Raw genomic sequence first — 15864 nt, 5'->3', positions numbered from 1 at the left:
TCAGACCCTAAGTGGTTGCAACGCCGCTTGCAGGTCGGCGGCTTTGGGGACGCCCGCGGTGCGGTGACGCTGCTGTCCCTGCGCGTCGAAGATGAAGGTGGTGGGCAGCGACAGCACCGACAGGCGCTTGGCCGCCGCCGGGTTCGCGTCGATGTCCAGCTCGACATGCGCCACATCGGGAAGTTCGGCGCACACCTGATCGACCACGCGACGCACCGCGGCACACGGCCCACACCAATCCGCACTGAAATGCAGGATGGTCGGACCCGTCTCCGACAGCCCCAGATCAGAATTGTCGTGGTCTGCGGCCCCTTTGGCGTCCCGCAGCACACCCGACCGCTGGTTGACCACGCAGCCGATCAGGCAGGCCGCGACCAGGGCCGCGGCAATGGCCAATCCGGCGATGACGACAGAGCTCACGAGCCCACCAACACTTTTGCCAACCTGATATTCCCTAGATCGAGAAGTCCTCGCCGTACCAGACGCCCGCCTCCGGCGGACGGATGACACGGTCGGTCGATGCGCCCGGCCGCTGGCCGTTCGGCGCGCCGGACCGGTTGCCTTCCAGCCTGGTCACCCGGGTGAGTAAGGATTTCAGGCTCGCACCCACCAGGTCCGGCAGCTTCGATTCGTCCTCGCTGGCTGGGCCCGGCCGGCTGACGATCTGCCCCGGAACGCCGACCACCACCGCGCTGGCCGGTACCTCCTTGACCACGACGGAGTTCGCGCCGATCCGGCTGTCGTCGCCGATCTTGATCGCGCCGAGCACCTTGGCGCCGGCCCCGATGGTCACCCGGTCGCCGATGGTGGGGTGGCGTTTGCCTCTGTCGCGGCCGGTGCCGCCGAGGGTGACACCGTGGAAGATGGTGACGTCCTCGCCCACCTCCGCGGTTTCCCCGATCACCACACCGGTCGCGTGGTCGATGAACAGTCCGGGTCCCAGCGTGGCGCCGGGATGGATTTCGACGCCGGTCAGGATCCGGGTGAACTCCGCCAGTGTCCGCGCGAGTAGCCGCCTACCGCGCTGCCACAGCCAGTGGCTGATCCGGTGGCCCCAGACGGCGTGCACACCGGGGTAGGCGAAGATCACCTCCAGCGTGGTGGGCTCGGCCGGATCTCGCTCCCTGGCCACTCGAATGTCGCGCCGTATGGCGTCCAGCATGGCTAGTCGCTCAGATCGGAGAACAGGACGGTGCTCAGATAGCGCTCGCCGGACGAGGGCAGGACGACGACGATCAGTTTGCCGGTGTTCTCGGGCCGCCGGGCGACCTTGAGGGCCGCCGCGACCGCCGCCCCCGACGAGATGCCGACCAGTAATCCCTCTTCGGCGGCCAACCGTCGGGCCAGGGTCAGCGACTCGTCGTTCTCGACGGTGACAACCTCGTCGACCAGCCCCATGTCCAGCACCGGCGGAATGAACCCGGCGCCGATGCCCTGAATCGGGTGCGGCCCCTTCTGCCCGCCGGACAACACCGGCGACGCTGACGGTTCCACGGCGACGAACTGCACCGAGGGCTTGCGTTCCTTGATCGTCTGCGCGACGCCGGTGATGGTGCCGCCGGTTCCGATCCCTGAGACGAAGATGTCGATCTTGCCGTCGGTGTCCTTCCAGATCTCTTCGGCCGTGGTCACCGCGTGAACCGCCGGGTTCGCCGGATTCTCGAACTGCTGCGGCATGAAGTAGCGCTCGTCGCTCTTGGCCAGCTCCTCGGCCTTGGCAATGGCACCGGCCATCCCTTCCGAACCCGGGGTCAGCACCAGCTCGGCGCCGTAGGCACGCAGCAGGATCCGCCGCTCGGTGCTCATCGTCTCCGGCATGGTCAGCACGCACTTGTAACCGCGCGCGGCGGCCACCATGGCCAGCGCGATGCCGGTGTTTCCGCTGGTGGGCTCGACGATGATGGTGTCGGGCTTGATCAGGCCCGCTTTCTCGGCGGCGTCGATCATGGCCACGCCGATCCGGTCCTTCACACTGCCGCCGGGATTGAACGACTCGAGCTTGGCGACCACGTCGGCCACCGCGCCGTCGGTGACTTTGCGCAGTCGGACCAGCGGGGTGTGGCCGATCAGTTGTGTGATGTTCTCCGCGATGGTCATCCACATTCTCCAACGACGTCGGGGCAGGTCTGGTCGGCATCCCAGGTGATGTCGAACTCAATTGTCACGCGTGTGGGGGTGGTGAGGGCAACCGGTGTCAGCCGGTGGGATGGCCCGGCAAGTGCGACCCCGGTCACGACCCGTCCACTGAGTACATGGGACGTGGTTGCCGTCAGGGTTATTCCCGGGCTACCCGGAGTGAAACGTAGGTAGAAGTCGGTGCCGGGTTCGATCGTCCCGTCGAGCACCGCTCCGTCAGCATCGAGGAGGACCTGGTCGCCGGTGGCGCTGACCGTCAACGGGACGCTGACCTGGAAAGGACCGACCAGGTCGTGGTCGACTACCGCTGCGGTGTCGATCAGCGGCTCCCGGGTCGCCCGCAGGGCCGTGTAGGCCCCGGCCAAGAGGTAGTTGTAGAGGTGCACGGTGCGGTCGGCGTTGCGGTAGTGCCCGCTGCCGGTGAGCCAGAAGTCGACATGGTCGATCGCGGGCGCGCTGTCGGCGGTAGAGGCGACCAACCGGTAGTACCGGTAGCCGCTGCTGCCGCGGCCGTGACTGCTCCTGGACAAGGTGCTGCCGACGCCCAGCGTGCGCTGGTAGCGGCCCCTGCCGGTGTTCACAGCCAGTTGCGAACCCGACACGTCCTGCCAGGCCACGCCGTCCGCGGACTTCTGCAGCCGGACGCTGAACGGGACTTCTGACGAGGACCACAACGAAAAGCCGCCGAGCTGCGGTTGCCCCTGGAATTCGAAGGTGAGAACCCCGTGCTCGCGGTGCACCGCGATGGGGGCGTGCAGGGGCCGGGTGTCCAGGGCCAGGCCGTTGGTGAAGTGCCAGATCGCGGCCTGGGTTCCCGCGATGGCTTCGTGCTCGCTGATGTTGGATGCTCCGAGCGGGTAACCGGCCTCGCGCAATCGCCGGCTCAGCTCGACCGTGGAACGCATGGGGAACGAGTGCCGCAAGATCCATTCCACCTCGGCTTCGCAGCCGCGGGTGCGCAGATGCGGCAACGCCGACCAGGTGCCCACCTGATACGGCGACGGGTGGTGCGGCGCGATGCCGGCGAAGTCCAGCGAGTACGCCTGCAGATTGGGATTGAGCCTGATCAGATCGGTGCGGGCGGTGCTGCCGTCGGTGAAGACGATCTTGTCGACCGTGTGTGAGTAGGTGCCGCCGCGGTACCGGGTCATGCGCTGCGGCTCGGCGGCCGGCCGCACCCGTAGACGCTTGCGGGTCGCCACCGGCGCCGGAGCACGGGTGGGAATGGACAAAACGGTCATGGATGGTTGCTCTTCCTGGAGGCAGATAGCGCGCGGCAACACCGAATTACGTCGGGAGCGCGGTGATTTCTGGACGGTCAGATTTCGTCAGGAATCAACAGGAACAACAACAACAACAGTTCATGGCGGAACAGCGCGTGCGGACAAAGCGCAGCTGGACGGCCTGTTGCATGTCGTCCACTATAAAGCATGCGCCAATCCCCGTGGTTCGGCTCAGCCGCGGTTTTAACCCTTGGCGGGTGCGCCCTTGCGTGCGTAGGCTCGGCGCGCATTCGCGCAACCGTTGCGGCATGATGGCCTCTCTGATTGGGAGGCCCGGTACCCGGCGCATGTCCGACCACACAGGGAAAGGACGACCATGACTTCAGCTCAGGGGTCGCAGAACGAGTCACAAGCGCTGGGCGACCTCGCGGCCCGCCAGCTCGCCAACGCCACGAAGACCGTTCCGCAGCTCTCCACCATTACGCCGCGCTGGCTGTTGCATCTGCTGAGCTGGGTCCCGGTCGAGGCCGGCATCTACCGGGTCAACCGTGTGATCAACCCCGACCAGGTCGCCGTTAAGGCCGAGGCCGGCGCCAGCATCGACGAGCCACTGCCCGAGACCTATGTCGACTACGAGACCAGTCCGCGCGAGTACACGCTGCGGACCATCTCCACGCTGCTCGACATTCACACCCGAGTCTCCGACCTGTATTCCAGCCCGCACGACCAGATCGCCCAGCAGCTGCGGCTAACCATCGAGACCATCAAGGAGCGCCAGGAGTTCGAACTGGTCAACAGCCCCGAGTACGGGCTGCTGGCGCAGGCGACCCCGGAGCAGACCATTCAGACACTGGTTGGCGCGCCGACTCCGGATGATCTGGACGCCTTGATCACCAAGGTGTGGAAGACGCCGAGCTTCTTCTTGACCCACCCGTTGGGCGTCGCCGCGTTCGGCCGCGAGGCCACTTACCGCGGGGTGCCCCCGGTGGTGGTGAGCCTGTTCGGCGCGCAGTTCATCACCTGGCGCGGCATTCCGATCATTCCATCGGACAAGGTGCCGGTCGAGGACGGCAAGACCAAGATCATCCTGGTGCGCACCGGTGAGGAGCGCCAGGGCGTGGTGGGCCTGTTCCAGCCGGGCCTGGTCGGTGAGCAGGCGCCGGGTCTGTCGGTGCGCTTCACGGGCATCAATAAGTCGGCCATCGCGACATACCTGGTCACGCTGTACACCTCCCTGGCCGTGCTCACCGACGATGCTCTCGCTGTGCTCGACGACGTCGCGGTGGACCAGTTCCATGAGTACAAGTGAGTACCGCTCGGTAGACGCCGAAAGCGACCTACCGGTCAGCGCGGCTGAACTCGCGGCGCTGGCCAGTCAGCTGTACGCGGCCAGCATCAGGCCGGGACCGGACAGCCCGCCCCAGTCGGTACCGCCGGCTCCCCGCGGGAACGTCCCGGACACCACCGCGGCCAATTCCGCCGGGGCAACGGCTTTCGGAACGTCCGAGGCGCTGCCGAACCCCGTGCCGTTCATCGGCGTCTCCGACATCTATCTGCCCGCACCTGCGTCCCCCGGTCCGGAACCCGGGCTGCCGGAGACGGTGCCGGTCGCTCCCCGCGGCAGCGTGCCGGACACGACGGCCGGTCCATCGGCGGCACAAACCGCCGGGTCGGTGGCCGATCCTTTCCTGCCCGGTGATTTCAGCGTCTTCGCCGTACCGTCCTCGGGCATCGTCCCGACGATCCCCGGGGTGCTGGCCGGCGCGCCCCCCACCGCCCCGCCCGCGCCGCGCGGGTCGGCACCAGGGTGGCCGGGGGACGCGCCGTCGGTCGCCCACCTGGGCTGGTCTGATGCGCCGGCCGCCGAGGTGGCGGGCGACGAGGCGAACTACCACTTCCTGCTGTCGGAGCCGGTGCCGCAGCTTCCGGACGAGCACGAGGTGTTCGATGTCAACGCGGTGCGAGCGGACTTCCCGATCCTGAAGGAGACGGTCAACGGCAAGCCGCTGATCTGGTTCGACAACGCGGCCACCACTCAGAAGCCGCAAGTGGTGATCGACCGGTTGGCGTACTTCTATTCCCACGAGAACTCCAACATCCACCGCGCCGCGCACGAACTGGCCGCGCGGGCCACCGACGCCTACGAAGAGGCCCGTGACACGGTGCGGCGGTTCATCGGTGCCCCGAAGTCCGAGCAGAACATCTTCGTGCGCGGCACCACCGAGGCCATCAACCTGGTGGCCTATGCCTGGGGCGGCAAGCATCTCAAGCCCGGCGACGAGATCGTCATCACCCGTCTCGAGCACCACGCGAACATCGTTCCGTGGCAACTGGTTTCGCAGCAGACCGGTGCCGTCCTCAAGGTGGCCCCGGTGGACGACGCCGGCAACCTGCTGCTGTCGGAGTTCGAAGACTTGCTCGGACCGAAGACCAAACTCGTTGCCGCCACTCAGGTTTCGAACGCTCTGGGCACCGTGACGCCGGTCGAGAAGATCGTCGCGCTGGGTCACCGGTACGGCGCGCGGGTGCTGATCGACGGCGCGCAGTCGATTCCCCATCTGCCGATTGACGTCGCCGAACTCGGTGTCGACTTCTTCGTGTTCTCCGGGCACAAGATCTACGGCCCGACCGGTATCGGCGTGCTCTACGGGAGCGAGGAGGCGCTGGCCGAGACACCGCCGTGGCAGGGTGGCGGCAACATGATCGCCGACGTCACGCTGGAACGCTCGCTGTACCAGGGACTTCCCAACAAGTTCGAGGCCGGCACCGGCAACATCGCCGACGCGGTCGGACTGGGCGAGGCGCTGCGCTACGTCGAGAAGGTGGGCATCGAGCGCATCGCCGCCTACGAGCACGCGCTGCTGGAGTATGCGACGCCGCGACTGGCCGACATCCCGGGTGTGCGCCTGGTCGGCACCGCAGACGAGAAAGCCAGTGTGCTGTCTTTCGTGCTGGCCGGGCATGAGCCACTCGAGGTCGGCAAGGCCCTCAACGCGGAAGGCATCGCGGTACGTGCCGGACATCACTGTGCGCAACCGATCCTGCGCCGCTATGGTCTGGAGGCGACCGTCCGTCCCTCATTCGCGTTCTACAACACCTATGAGGAGATCGATGTATTTCTGCGTGCGGTACGCCGCATCGCCGAAGGCGGCGCAAACATAGGCTGAAGCGCGCACACGTTCCACAGTTGATTTCCCGGTGATTGCAAAGCTGGGAAGTGGATCGCGTTTTTCGTAAGCTGGCGTCATGTTTCTATCTGCATTCAGGCGGCGCGGTGTGGCCCGTCTTATGAGTGCGCGTAAGTCGTTGCGGGGCAACGCTTTACGAAAGATCACGAATTCATTCGTGATGTCGGCGTAACGGGGCCGATATGGGGCTCATGCAACTGTGGAAGCAGCTTTCGAAGCAACTTTGGAATAGCCCGGGGGGGTGCAGACTGTGACTACAACTGTCGCGAAAACTATCGCCAGGCCCATGAACGCGCTGGGCGACTTTTTCAAGCTCTGCGCCGAAACGTTCGTGGTGATGGTGCGGCGGCCGTGGGCGTGGCGGGAAATACTCGAGCAGATCTGGTTCGTCGCCCGGGTGTCCATTTTTCCGACCATCATGTTGTCGATTCCCTACACGGTGCTGATCGTGTTCGTGCTGAACATCCTTCTCGTCGAGATCGGCGCTGGTGACCTGTCCGGCGCCGGTGCGGGCCTCGCGTCGGTGACGCAGGTCGGTCCGGTCGTGACGGCGATGGTGGTCTCCGGAGCCGGGTCGACCGCGATGTGCGCCGACCTCGGCGCGCGCACCATCCGTGAGGAAATCGACGCGATGAAGGTGATCGGCGTCAATCCCATTCAGGCACTGGTGGTTCCACGCGTCATCGCCGCCACTTTCGTCGCGGTGCTGCTCTACTCGGTGGTCGCGGTCACCGGGTTGGTCGGCAGTTACATCTTCGTGGTGTATGTCCAGCACGTCACACCGGGAGCGTTCGTGGCCGGGATGACACTGCTGACGGGGCTGCCCCAGGTGGTGATCTCGCTCATCAAGGCGACGCTGTTCGGCGTCTCCGCGGGCCTGATCGCCTGCTACAAGGGCCTGTCGGTGGGCGGTGGCCCGGCCGGCGTGGGCAGCGCGGTGAACGAGACCGTGGTGTTCTCGTTCATGGCTTTGTTCTTCATCAATATCCTGACCACCGCGCTCGGTGTGAAGGTGACCGCCAGATGAGTGTGGATGCGCCGGCCGTGCGCGAGGGACTGACGCCACCCGCCGCGCGGGGGGGTGCGACACAGCACCGCGGCGCGGTCGTCGACGAGCCGTCGTGGTGGGCGACCCTGGGTCCCAGACTGACCGCTGCCACCCGAAAACTGGGCGAGCAGACCGCCTTCTACGGGCGCGCCCTGGCCAATACCGGCGAGGCGGTACGTCGGTACCCCGGTGAACTGCTGCGCCTGATCGCCGAAATGGGTATGGGCACAGGCGCGTTGGCGGTGATCGGGGGCACCGTCGGCATCATCGGCTTCCTGACGCTGACCACCGGCGCCCTGGTCGCGGTCCAGGGCTACGACACGCTGTCCAACATCGGCGTCGAAGCGATGACCGGTTTCCTGTCGGCATTCCTGAACGTCCGGATGATCGCGCCGTGCACGGCGGGTCTTGCCCTGGCGGCCACCATCGGTGCGGGCGCAACGGCTCAGCTGGGTGCGATGCGGATCAACGAGGAGATCGACGCGCTTGAAGTGATGGGCATCCGGGCGATCACCTATCTGGCGTCGACACGCATCATCGCCGGTGTCCTGGTGGTCATTCCGCTGTACGCCGTCGCGGTGCTGATGTCGTTCATCGCGGCGAAATTCCTGACGATCTCCGTGTACGGCCAGTCGCGTGGTGTCTACGAGCATTACTTCGCCACCTTCCTGCACCCCAACGATCTGCTGTGGTCGTTCCTGTCGGCGCTGACAATGGCTACCGGGGTGATGGTCGTGCACACCTACTACGGGTTCACCGCGTCCGGCGGTCCGGCCGGGGTGGGGGAGGCCGTCGGTCGCTCCGTCCGGTCGTCGATGATCGTCACCGCCTTTGTCTGCCTGATGATCTCGCTGTCCGTCTACGGCCAGCACGGCAACTTCAACCTGTCGGGTTGATACCGTGAGCAACCACAGCGCCGATGGCGCCCTGCGCCCCAACAGAGTCCGGGTGGGCAGGATCGACCCGATCTGGTACGCGCCGATCCTGTTCGTCGTCGTGGCAGGCCTCATCGCCTTCACCACCGGCGCATTCTCGGGCAAGTTCGAGCAGACCATTCCGCTGACTCTGGTCTCGGACCGGGCCGGCCTGGTGATGGAACAGGGCGCGAAGGTCAAGTTGCGCGGGGTACAGGTTGGCCAGGTCGCCTCGATCGGTACCGACGTCAAAGCCGCTCAGCTGCAGTTGAAGATGCAACCGGACGCCTTCAAGTTCCTGCCGAGCAACGTGGAGGCCGAGATCAGATCGACCACCGCGTTCGGGTCCAAGTATGTCGACCTGATCGTGCCCGAACATCCCAGCCCGGTGTCGCTGAAGCCGGGGGCGGTACTGCACTCGCGCAACGTCACCGTGGAAGTCAACACGGTATTCGAGAATCTGCAGTCGCTGGTCCAGGCCATCGACCCCGCCAAGCTGAACGCCATTCTGTCGGCCTTCGCACAATCGGTGCGCGGCAAAGGTGACCGGATCGGGCAGGCCATCACAGATGCCAACAACCTGCTGTTGGCCGTCAACCCGCGGCTGGAGACCATCCATACGGACTGGAAGTTGTTTGGCAAGACCGCGGCAACGTATTCCGCTGCGGCGCAGGATATTCTGTCCATCCTGGACTCGGCGTCAACCACCAGCGTGACCATTACCGAGAACCAGCAGTCACTGGACGCGCTGTTGATGTCGGCCATCGGCTTCAGCCAGACCGGCATCAGCGTCATCGGCCGCAACGAAGGCAACATCGTGCAGGCGATTAACCTGCTCGACCCCACCACCAGGCTGCTGGACATGTATTCGCCCACCTACACCTGCCTGTTCCAGGGCTCGCAGTGGTATGTCGAGCATGGCGGCAAACACACGTTGGGCGGCAACGGCTATTCGTTCATCATGGATGCGGGCCTGCTCTTCGGCGACGACCCGTACCGATACCCCAAACACCTTCCGAAGGTGAATGCCACCGGCGGTCCGGGCGGAAAGCCAAGCTGTGGCTCGTTGCCCGACCCGAGTGCCAATTACCCGGTGCGCGCGCTGGTTACAGACACCGGCTGGGGCGCCGCGCCGAATGAGATCCGGACCAACCTGGCCGTCGGGAATCCCTGGTGGTCCAACTACTTTCCGACCACCAAGAACCCGCCCGAGCCGCCGCGCTACTTCTACCGTGGAGGACAACCGCCACCATGAGTCCAGAAGGAAGGCCGAGCACCTTCAAGATCTGGGCACGAGTCGCGCTGTTCACGGTGATCTGCCTGGTCTTCACGTTCGCGTTGATTTCGGTGTTCGGGCAGCTCAGATTCGAAGACCGCACCGGCTATCACGCCACGTTCACCAACATCTCCGGACTGAAGTCGGGCAACTTCGTCCGCATCGCCGGCGCGGAGGTCGGCAAGGTCGGCGACATCACCTTGCACCGCGACGGCACGGTCAGCATCGACTTCGCGATCGACCGGGGTGTGCGGCTGACCGAGGGCACGCGGGCCGTCGTCCGATACGAGAACCTGATCGGTGACCGGTTTCTCGCTCTTGAGCAGGGCGCCGGCTCGCCACACCGGTTGGAGCCGGGCGCGACTATTCCGCTGTCGCGGACGGCGCCGGCCCTGGACGTCGATGTGTTGATCGGCGGCTTCCGTCCGCTGTTCCGCGCATTGGATCCCGATCAGGTCAACGCGCTTTCCGGTCAGCTGCTGCGCATCTTTCAGGGCCAGGGCGGCACCCTGTCCTCGGTGTTGGCCCAGACCGCGACGTTGACCTCGACCCTGGCCGGGCGCAGTGAATTGATCAGCGAGTTGATCACCAACCTGAACACCGTGCTACACACCTTCGCCACACGTGATCACGAGTTCTCCGACGGGTTGGACAAGCTGTCCGAGTTCGTAGACGGCCTGGCGCAACGCAAGACCGACATCTCTACCGGACTTGCCTACGTCAACGCAGCTGCCGGGTCGATCGCGGACCTGCTGGTGCAGGCACGTGAGCCGATCAAGAAGGTGGTGCACGAAACCGACCGCACATCCGGCCAGATCCTTGCTGACGGCGCCTATGTGGACGGCCTGCTGCACAGCCTGCCCGACGTGTACCAGGTGCTGTCCCGGCAAGGGCTCAACGGCGACTATTTCGGCTTCTACTTCTGCGAAGTGTTGCTCAAGCTCAACGGCAAGGGGGGCAACCCGATCTACGTCAAGTTGCTGAACCAGCCCTCGGGGCGGTGCACGCCGAAATGAGCCGTTTCAAACGCACTCCGGGGAAGGGCCGCAGCTCGGTCTGGCTGGGAGTGATGGGCACCGTGCTCGTGACGTGCGCGGTCATCGTCGCCTTCCAATACGACAAGCTGCCGTTCATCAACGACTACAACAACTACGCCGCCTTCTTCTCCGAAGCCGGTGGCATCAAACCCGGTAACCAGGTCCGGGTTTCCGGGGTTGGCGTCGGCAGAGTCTCCGATGTCCGGCTGGACGGCACCAAGGTCAGGGTCGGCTTCACCGTCCGCAAGAGCGTCGAGCTGGGCGACCGTACCGAAGCGGCGATCAAGACCGAGACGATCCTTGGCTCCAAGATGCTCGAGCTGACGCCGCGCGGCGAGGGCCGGCTGCGCGAAACGATCCCGCTGCAGCGCACCACCTCCCCCTACGACCTGCCGGACGCGCTGGGCGATCTCACCACCCAGATCAGCGGCCTCGACACCTCCCAATTGTCCTCGGCGCTAACGACTTTGGCCGACACGTTCAAGGAGACGCCGCCGAATCTGCGGCCGGCGCTCGAGGGTGTGGCCCGGTTCTCCGATACCCTGAACAATCGCGACGCGCAGCTGCGCAGCCTCTTGAGCAACGCCAACAGCGTGGCTGGTGTGCTCGGTCGACGCAGTCAACAGATAGCCGGCCTCGTGTCGAACTCCAACGCGCTCCTGGTAGCCCTGCTGCAGGAGCGCGATTCGATCGACGCCCTGATGAACAACCTCACCGCGGTGTCGCATCAGATATCCGGTTTGGTCGACGACAACCGCACTCAACTCAAACCGGCGCTCGACAAGCTCAACGGCGTGCTGGAAATACTCGACAATCGCAAGGAAGACCTGCAGCGGACCCTGCCCAAACTCAAAAGATACGCAATGTCGTTCGGTGAAGTGTTGGGATCTGGGCCCTTTTTCAAGGCATACGTGGCAAACCTAATTCCGGGGCAGCTCAGCGGACCCATTCTCGATTCCCGGATGTATGACCGGTATCTCGACCCCGATCAGCACTTGCCGTCCGAGTCGGTGGACCCGCCGACCGGAACCCCTCCCGTCCCGCCGGAGGCCGCGCCGGTGCCCCTGTGGTCGCAGCCACCCTCACCCGGCCCCGCACCGGGCCCGCCCCCTGAGCCCGCGGAATCGGGGGGCCGATGAACATCAACCGCAGCCTGCTTCGGAAGGTGACCGCAGTCAGCCTGGCTGTCACCCTCGTCTTCGCGTCGTTTCTAGTCGGCCGCAATCTGTGGAAAGAAGTCGAAAAGAACACCTATTCCGCATATTTCATCAACGCCAACGGCCTGTTCACCGGCGACGAGATCCGGATTCTCGGCGTCGGCGTGGGCACTGTGGACCGCATCGAACCGCAACCTGCCAGCACCAAGGTCGTCTTCTCCGTCGACAAGCAGTACGCGATTCCCGCCGACGCCCGCGCCGCGATTTTGTCGCCGTCGCTGGTCACGTCACGAGCCATTCAGCTCGTCCCGGCCTACTCCGGCGGACCCAAACTGGCCGCTGGGGCGTCGATCCCGCTGAACCGGACCGCGGTACCTGTCGAGTGGGACGACTTCCGCAAGCAACTGGAGAAGTTGACCGAAGCCTTGCAACCCACCAGCCCGGGTGGCGTGAATTCCATTGGCGAACTGGTCAACTCGACCGCGGAGAACCTTCGCGGGGAGGGTGACACCGCTCGCGACAGCATCATCAAGCTCTCCGCGGCGATCTCCGCGCTCGGCGATCACGCCGACGACATCTTCAGCACGGTGCGCAACCTGCAACTGCTGGTGTCTGCCCTTTACTCGAGCAGTGACCTGCTGGCATCGTTCAACCGCAACCTGGCGAGCGTCACCACGGTGCTGTCCAACTCGCCGAACGAGGTGGCCAATGCGGTACAAGGCCTCGACGGGGCCTTGGCGGACCTGCGCGGCTTTCTGGCCGAGAACCGGGAGTCGATCGGTGTCACCTTCGACCGGTTCAGTTCGATCACCGCCGCGCTTAACGACAGCCGGACCGATATCAAACAGATCCTGCATGTCGTGCCGACGGTGATTCAGAACTTCACCAACATTTATCAGCCCGCCCAGGGCGCGATGACCGGCATCATCGCCCTGAACAACTTCGCCGACATCCCCCAATGGATCTGCAGCTCAATCGAAGCCGCGTCCCGGCTGGGCCTGGACCGGGTGTCGAAGCTGTGCCTGCAGTACGTCGAGCCGATCATCAAGAACCGCATCTACAACTACATCCCAGCGGGGCTCAACCCGTTCGTGGGGCCGCAGGCCCGCCCGAGTGAGATCACCTACAGCGACGACCGGCTCCGTCCGGACTATCAGGCCCCGCCGCCGCCGGAACCGCTGCCGGCCGAACAGCCCGCACCTGCGCAGGCCCCGACCGTCGTCGATCCGAGCCTGGGTTTGCAGGGCCTGATGGTTCCGCAAGGCGCCGGTTCATGAGGCGCCTGATCATCGCGGTGCTGACCGTGGCGTGCCTCGCGCTGCTGCCGGGATGTGGGAGCGACTGGCACGGCCTGAATTCGCTGACGTTGCCGGGCACGTCAGGTGGCGGGCCGGACTCCTACACGATCCAGGCGCAGCTGCCCGACGTGGTCAACATCCAGGAGAACACCCGGGTCCGCGTCGACGACGTCAACATCGGCAACGTCACCAAAATCGAAGTGCAGGACTGGCATGCGCTGGTCACCATGCGGATCAACGGCGACGTCCGGCTGCCGGCCAACGCCACGGCCAAGATCGGCCAGACCAGCCTGCTGGGCTCGATGCACATCGAGCTCGCGCCGCCCAAAGACCAGCCACCGGTGGGCCAGCTCAAAAACGGCAGCGTCATTCCGCTGTCGCACGCCAGCATGTATCCCACCACCGAGCAGACGCTGGCCTCGGTCTCGGTGCTGCTGAACGGCGGGGGACTGGCGCAGCTGCAGGAAATCACGCAGTCGGTTGCGAAGGCTTTCGCCGGCCGGGAGAACGACATGCGGAGCCTGCTGCAACAACTGGACGTATTCATCGCCGGGACAAACAAGCAGACCGACGACATCATCGCGGCGTCGGAGAATCTCAACGCCCTGGTCGGCCAGTTCGCGGCCAAGGACCCGGCCGTCGACCGGGCCTTGACCACCGTGCCGAAAGCGCTGGCGGTCCTGGCCAAAGAACGCGGACAGATAACGGATGCGATCGATCAGCTCGGCAAGTTCAGTGCCATCGCGGCGGATACGTTGCGACAGAGCAAGGAGTCTCTGGTCAACAACCTGCGCCAGATCGAGCCCGTGCTGCGCCGGCTCGCCGACGCCGGCCCCGCGCTGACCAAGGGGCTGGAAGGCCTGACCACCTACCCGTGGCCGACATCGACGGTCACCAACTGGTTCCGCGGTGACTACGCCAACCTCACGATGATCGTCGACTTGACATTGAGCCGCATCGACACCGGGATATTCACCGGCTCGCGGTGGGAAGGCAACCTCACCCAGCTTGAGATGCAATGGGGACGCACCATCGGCATGCAGCCCAGCCCCGTCACCGGGGGCAATCCCCTGACCTTCCCCTACCACGACGGGGGATACTGATGCTGCGGCTGAACCGCAAGACCTGGATTCAACTGGCTGTGCTGTCCCTGGTCACGATCGTCTCTTGTGGCGCAATGGCTTTCAATTACATGAAGTTGCCCGAGACGCTGTTCGGTATCGGCGAATACAACGTCACCGTCGACCTGCCCCAGTCCGGCGGGTTGTATGAGAACTCCGTGGTGACCTATCGCGGTACCGACGTCGGCCAGGTGAAGTCGGTCAATGTCACCGCCAACGGTGTTCGCGCGGTGCTGGCCATGCGATCCGGTGTCGAGGTGCCCGCCGACGTGCAGGCGTCGGTGCACAGCCGGTCAGCGATCGGGGAACAGTTCATCGAATTGACTCCGCAACCCGGCAAAGGCGGCGAACACGCCCGGCTGTTGCGCGCCGGCGATGTCATACCCGCCGGCCAGGTTGATGTGCCCGTCGACATCGGGCGGCTGTTGGACATGACAAACCGTGCGCTGCAGGCCATCCCGCGGGACAACCTGCGCACGGTGACCGACGAGGCAAACCGGGCGGTCGGTGGCCTGGGCCCGGAACTGTCCCGGATAGTCGACGGCTCAACGGCATTGGCCATCGCCGGGGGACGGACCGTCGACCCGCTGGCCACGCTGATCGACCAGGCCCCGCCTGTGCTGAACTCCCAGGTGCAGACGGCGGATGCGATCGCCACCTGGGCGGCACGGACCGCGGCCATCACCGCACAGTTCCAGGCGCAGGATGCCGCACTGCGAGATCTGTTGACGCAGGGCAGTTCCGGTGTGGAAGAAGGCCGCGCCATGCTCGAGCGGGTCGGCCCGGCGGTGCCGGTGCTGTTCGCCAACCTGGTGAGCCTCGGCGATATCGCCTACGTCTACCGCCACGACATCGAACAGCTGTTGGTGCTGCTGCCGCAGGGGATCGCCGTCATGGCAGGGTCGTTGGTACCGAACGCCGGCACCAAACAGGACTACACCGGCTTCTATCTGGACTTCAATCTCAACATGAACCTGCCGCCGCCGTGCACGACCGGCTTCCTGCCCCCGACCCAACGCCGCTCGCCGGCCAGTGTCGACGCCCCTGATCGTCCTGCCGCGGAATTGTATTGCCGACTGCCGCAGGATTCGGAACTCAATGTCCGTGGCGCACGCAACATCCCGTGCGAGACCAAGCCATGGAAGCGTGCTCCCACCGTCGAGATGTGTGAAAGCGACGAAGAGTACGTGCCGCTCAACGACGGTTACAACTGGAAGGGCGACCCCAACGCCACCACCAGTGGACAGGGTGTGCCGCAGTATCCGCCGGGACAGGACCCGCGGCTACCACCACCACGCGGCACCGCGCCGGCGCCGCCACCTCCGCCACCCGTGGCGGTCGCCACCTACGACCCGTCTACCGGCGAGTACATCGGGCCGGACGGACATCGCTACACCGAGGCTGATCTCGCGCACCCGCGGGCCAAGAACTGGCAATCACTGCTGGTGCCGTCGTCCCCGTAAACG

14 protein-coding genes are annotated in these 15864 nt (G+C 65.3%); 10 read left to right on the top strand and 4 right to left on the bottom strand.

The window, feature by feature from the left end:
- From C0J29_RS20380 to C0J29_RS20365, 4 genes are read right to left on the bottom strand one after another with little or no spacing between them, the layout of a single operon-like run.
- Positions 1-420 carry a thioredoxin family protein gene (locus C0J29_RS20380; protein ID WP_065043149.1) on the bottom strand — a complete coding sequence of 140 codons (420 nt, stop codon included), beginning with the start codon at positions 418-420 and terminating at the stop codon, positions 1-3.
- Between the two features lie 34 nt (positions 421-454).
- Complete coding sequence (gene cysE, locus C0J29_RS20375) at positions 455-1162, bottom strand: serine O-acetyltransferase (protein ID WP_120793391.1); 708 nt, start codon at positions 1160-1162, stop codon at positions 455-457.
- 2 nt (positions 1163-1164) lie between these two features.
- Positions 1165-2097, bottom strand: a complete 933-nt coding sequence (gene cysK / locus C0J29_RS20370; protein WP_065043147.1) for a cysteine synthase A — start codon at positions 2095-2097, stop codon at positions 1165-1167.
- The gene (locus tag C0J29_RS20365; protein WP_120793390.1) at positions 2094-3377 is read right to left on the bottom strand and encodes a thioester domain-containing protein; all 1284 of its coding nucleotides are present in this window, start codon (positions 3375-3377) and stop codon (positions 2094-2096) included. The genes cysK and C0J29_RS20365 overlap by 4 nt, the downstream gene beginning before the upstream one ends.
- Positions 3378-3735: 358 nt before the next feature.
- Between C0J29_RS20365 and C0J29_RS20360 the strand changes: the two genes are divergently transcribed.
- The 10 genes from C0J29_RS20360 (at position 3736) to C0J29_RS20315 (ending at position 15861) form a co-directional block, all read left to right on the top strand.
- The gene (locus C0J29_RS20360; RefSeq protein WP_065043145.1) at positions 3736-4668 is read left to right on the top strand and encodes a family 2A encapsulin nanocompartment shell protein; all 933 of its coding nucleotides are present in this window, start codon (positions 3736-3738) and stop codon (positions 4666-4668) included.
- Positions 4655-6526 (top strand): family 2A encapsulin nanocompartment cargo protein cysteine desulfurase, encoded by a 1872-nt coding sequence (locus tag C0J29_RS20355; protein WP_120793389.1) that lies wholly within the window; start codon positions 4655-4657, stop codon positions 6524-6526. Before C0J29_RS20360 ends, C0J29_RS20355 begins: the two co-directional genes overlap by 14 nt.
- 307 nt (positions 6527-6833) lie before the next feature.
- Positions 6834-7574, top strand: a complete 741-nt coding sequence (locus tag C0J29_RS20350) for an MlaE family ABC transporter permease (protein ID WP_065163247.1) — start codon at positions 6834-6836, stop codon at positions 7572-7574.
- The gene (locus C0J29_RS20345; RefSeq protein WP_242460496.1) at positions 7571-8491 is read left to right on the top strand and encodes an ABC transporter permease; all 921 of its coding nucleotides are present in this window, start codon (positions 7571-7573) and stop codon (positions 8489-8491) included. Before C0J29_RS20350 ends, C0J29_RS20345 begins: the two co-directional genes overlap by 4 nt.
- Positions 8492-8495: 4 nt before the next feature.
- On the top strand, positions 8496-9764 hold the full coding sequence (locus C0J29_RS20340; protein ID WP_120793388.1) for an MCE family protein: 1269 nt from the start codon (positions 8496-8498) through the stop codon (positions 9762-9764).
- Positions 9761-10801: an MCE family protein gene (locus tag C0J29_RS20335; protein WP_065163245.1), complete on the top strand. Its 1041-nt coding sequence runs from the start codon at positions 9761-9763 to the stop codon at positions 10799-10801. The genes C0J29_RS20340 and C0J29_RS20335 overlap by 4 nt, the downstream gene beginning before the upstream one ends.
- The gene (locus C0J29_RS20330) at positions 10798-11961 is read left to right on the top strand and encodes an MCE family protein (protein WP_120793387.1); all 1164 of its coding nucleotides are present in this window, start codon (positions 10798-10800) and stop codon (positions 11959-11961) included. The genes C0J29_RS20335 and C0J29_RS20330 overlap by 4 nt, the downstream gene beginning before the upstream one ends.
- The gene (locus C0J29_RS20325; protein ID WP_120793386.1) at positions 11958-13256 is read left to right on the top strand and encodes an MCE family protein; all 1299 of its coding nucleotides are present in this window, start codon (positions 11958-11960) and stop codon (positions 13254-13256) included. The genes C0J29_RS20330 and C0J29_RS20325 overlap by 4 nt, the downstream gene beginning before the upstream one ends.
- A complete protein-coding gene (locus tag C0J29_RS20320) occupies positions 13253-14380 on the top strand; it encodes an MCE family protein (protein ID WP_120793385.1) in 1128 nt (375 codons plus the stop codon). The genes C0J29_RS20325 and C0J29_RS20320 overlap by 4 nt, the downstream gene beginning before the upstream one ends.
- A complete protein-coding gene (locus tag C0J29_RS20315; protein WP_065163241.1) occupies positions 14380-15861 on the top strand; it encodes an MCE family protein in 1482 nt (493 codons plus the stop codon). Before C0J29_RS20320 ends, C0J29_RS20315 begins: the two co-directional genes overlap by 1 nt.
- The last annotated feature ends 3 nt before the right edge of the window (positions 15862-15864 follow it).

The organism is Mycobacterium paragordonae, from assembly GCF_003614435.1.
Taxonomy (GTDB): domain Bacteria; phylum Actinomycetota; class Actinomycetes; order Mycobacteriales; family Mycobacteriaceae; genus Mycobacterium; species Mycobacterium paragordonae.
This window is presented reverse-complemented; position numbering and strand designations above follow the sequence as displayed.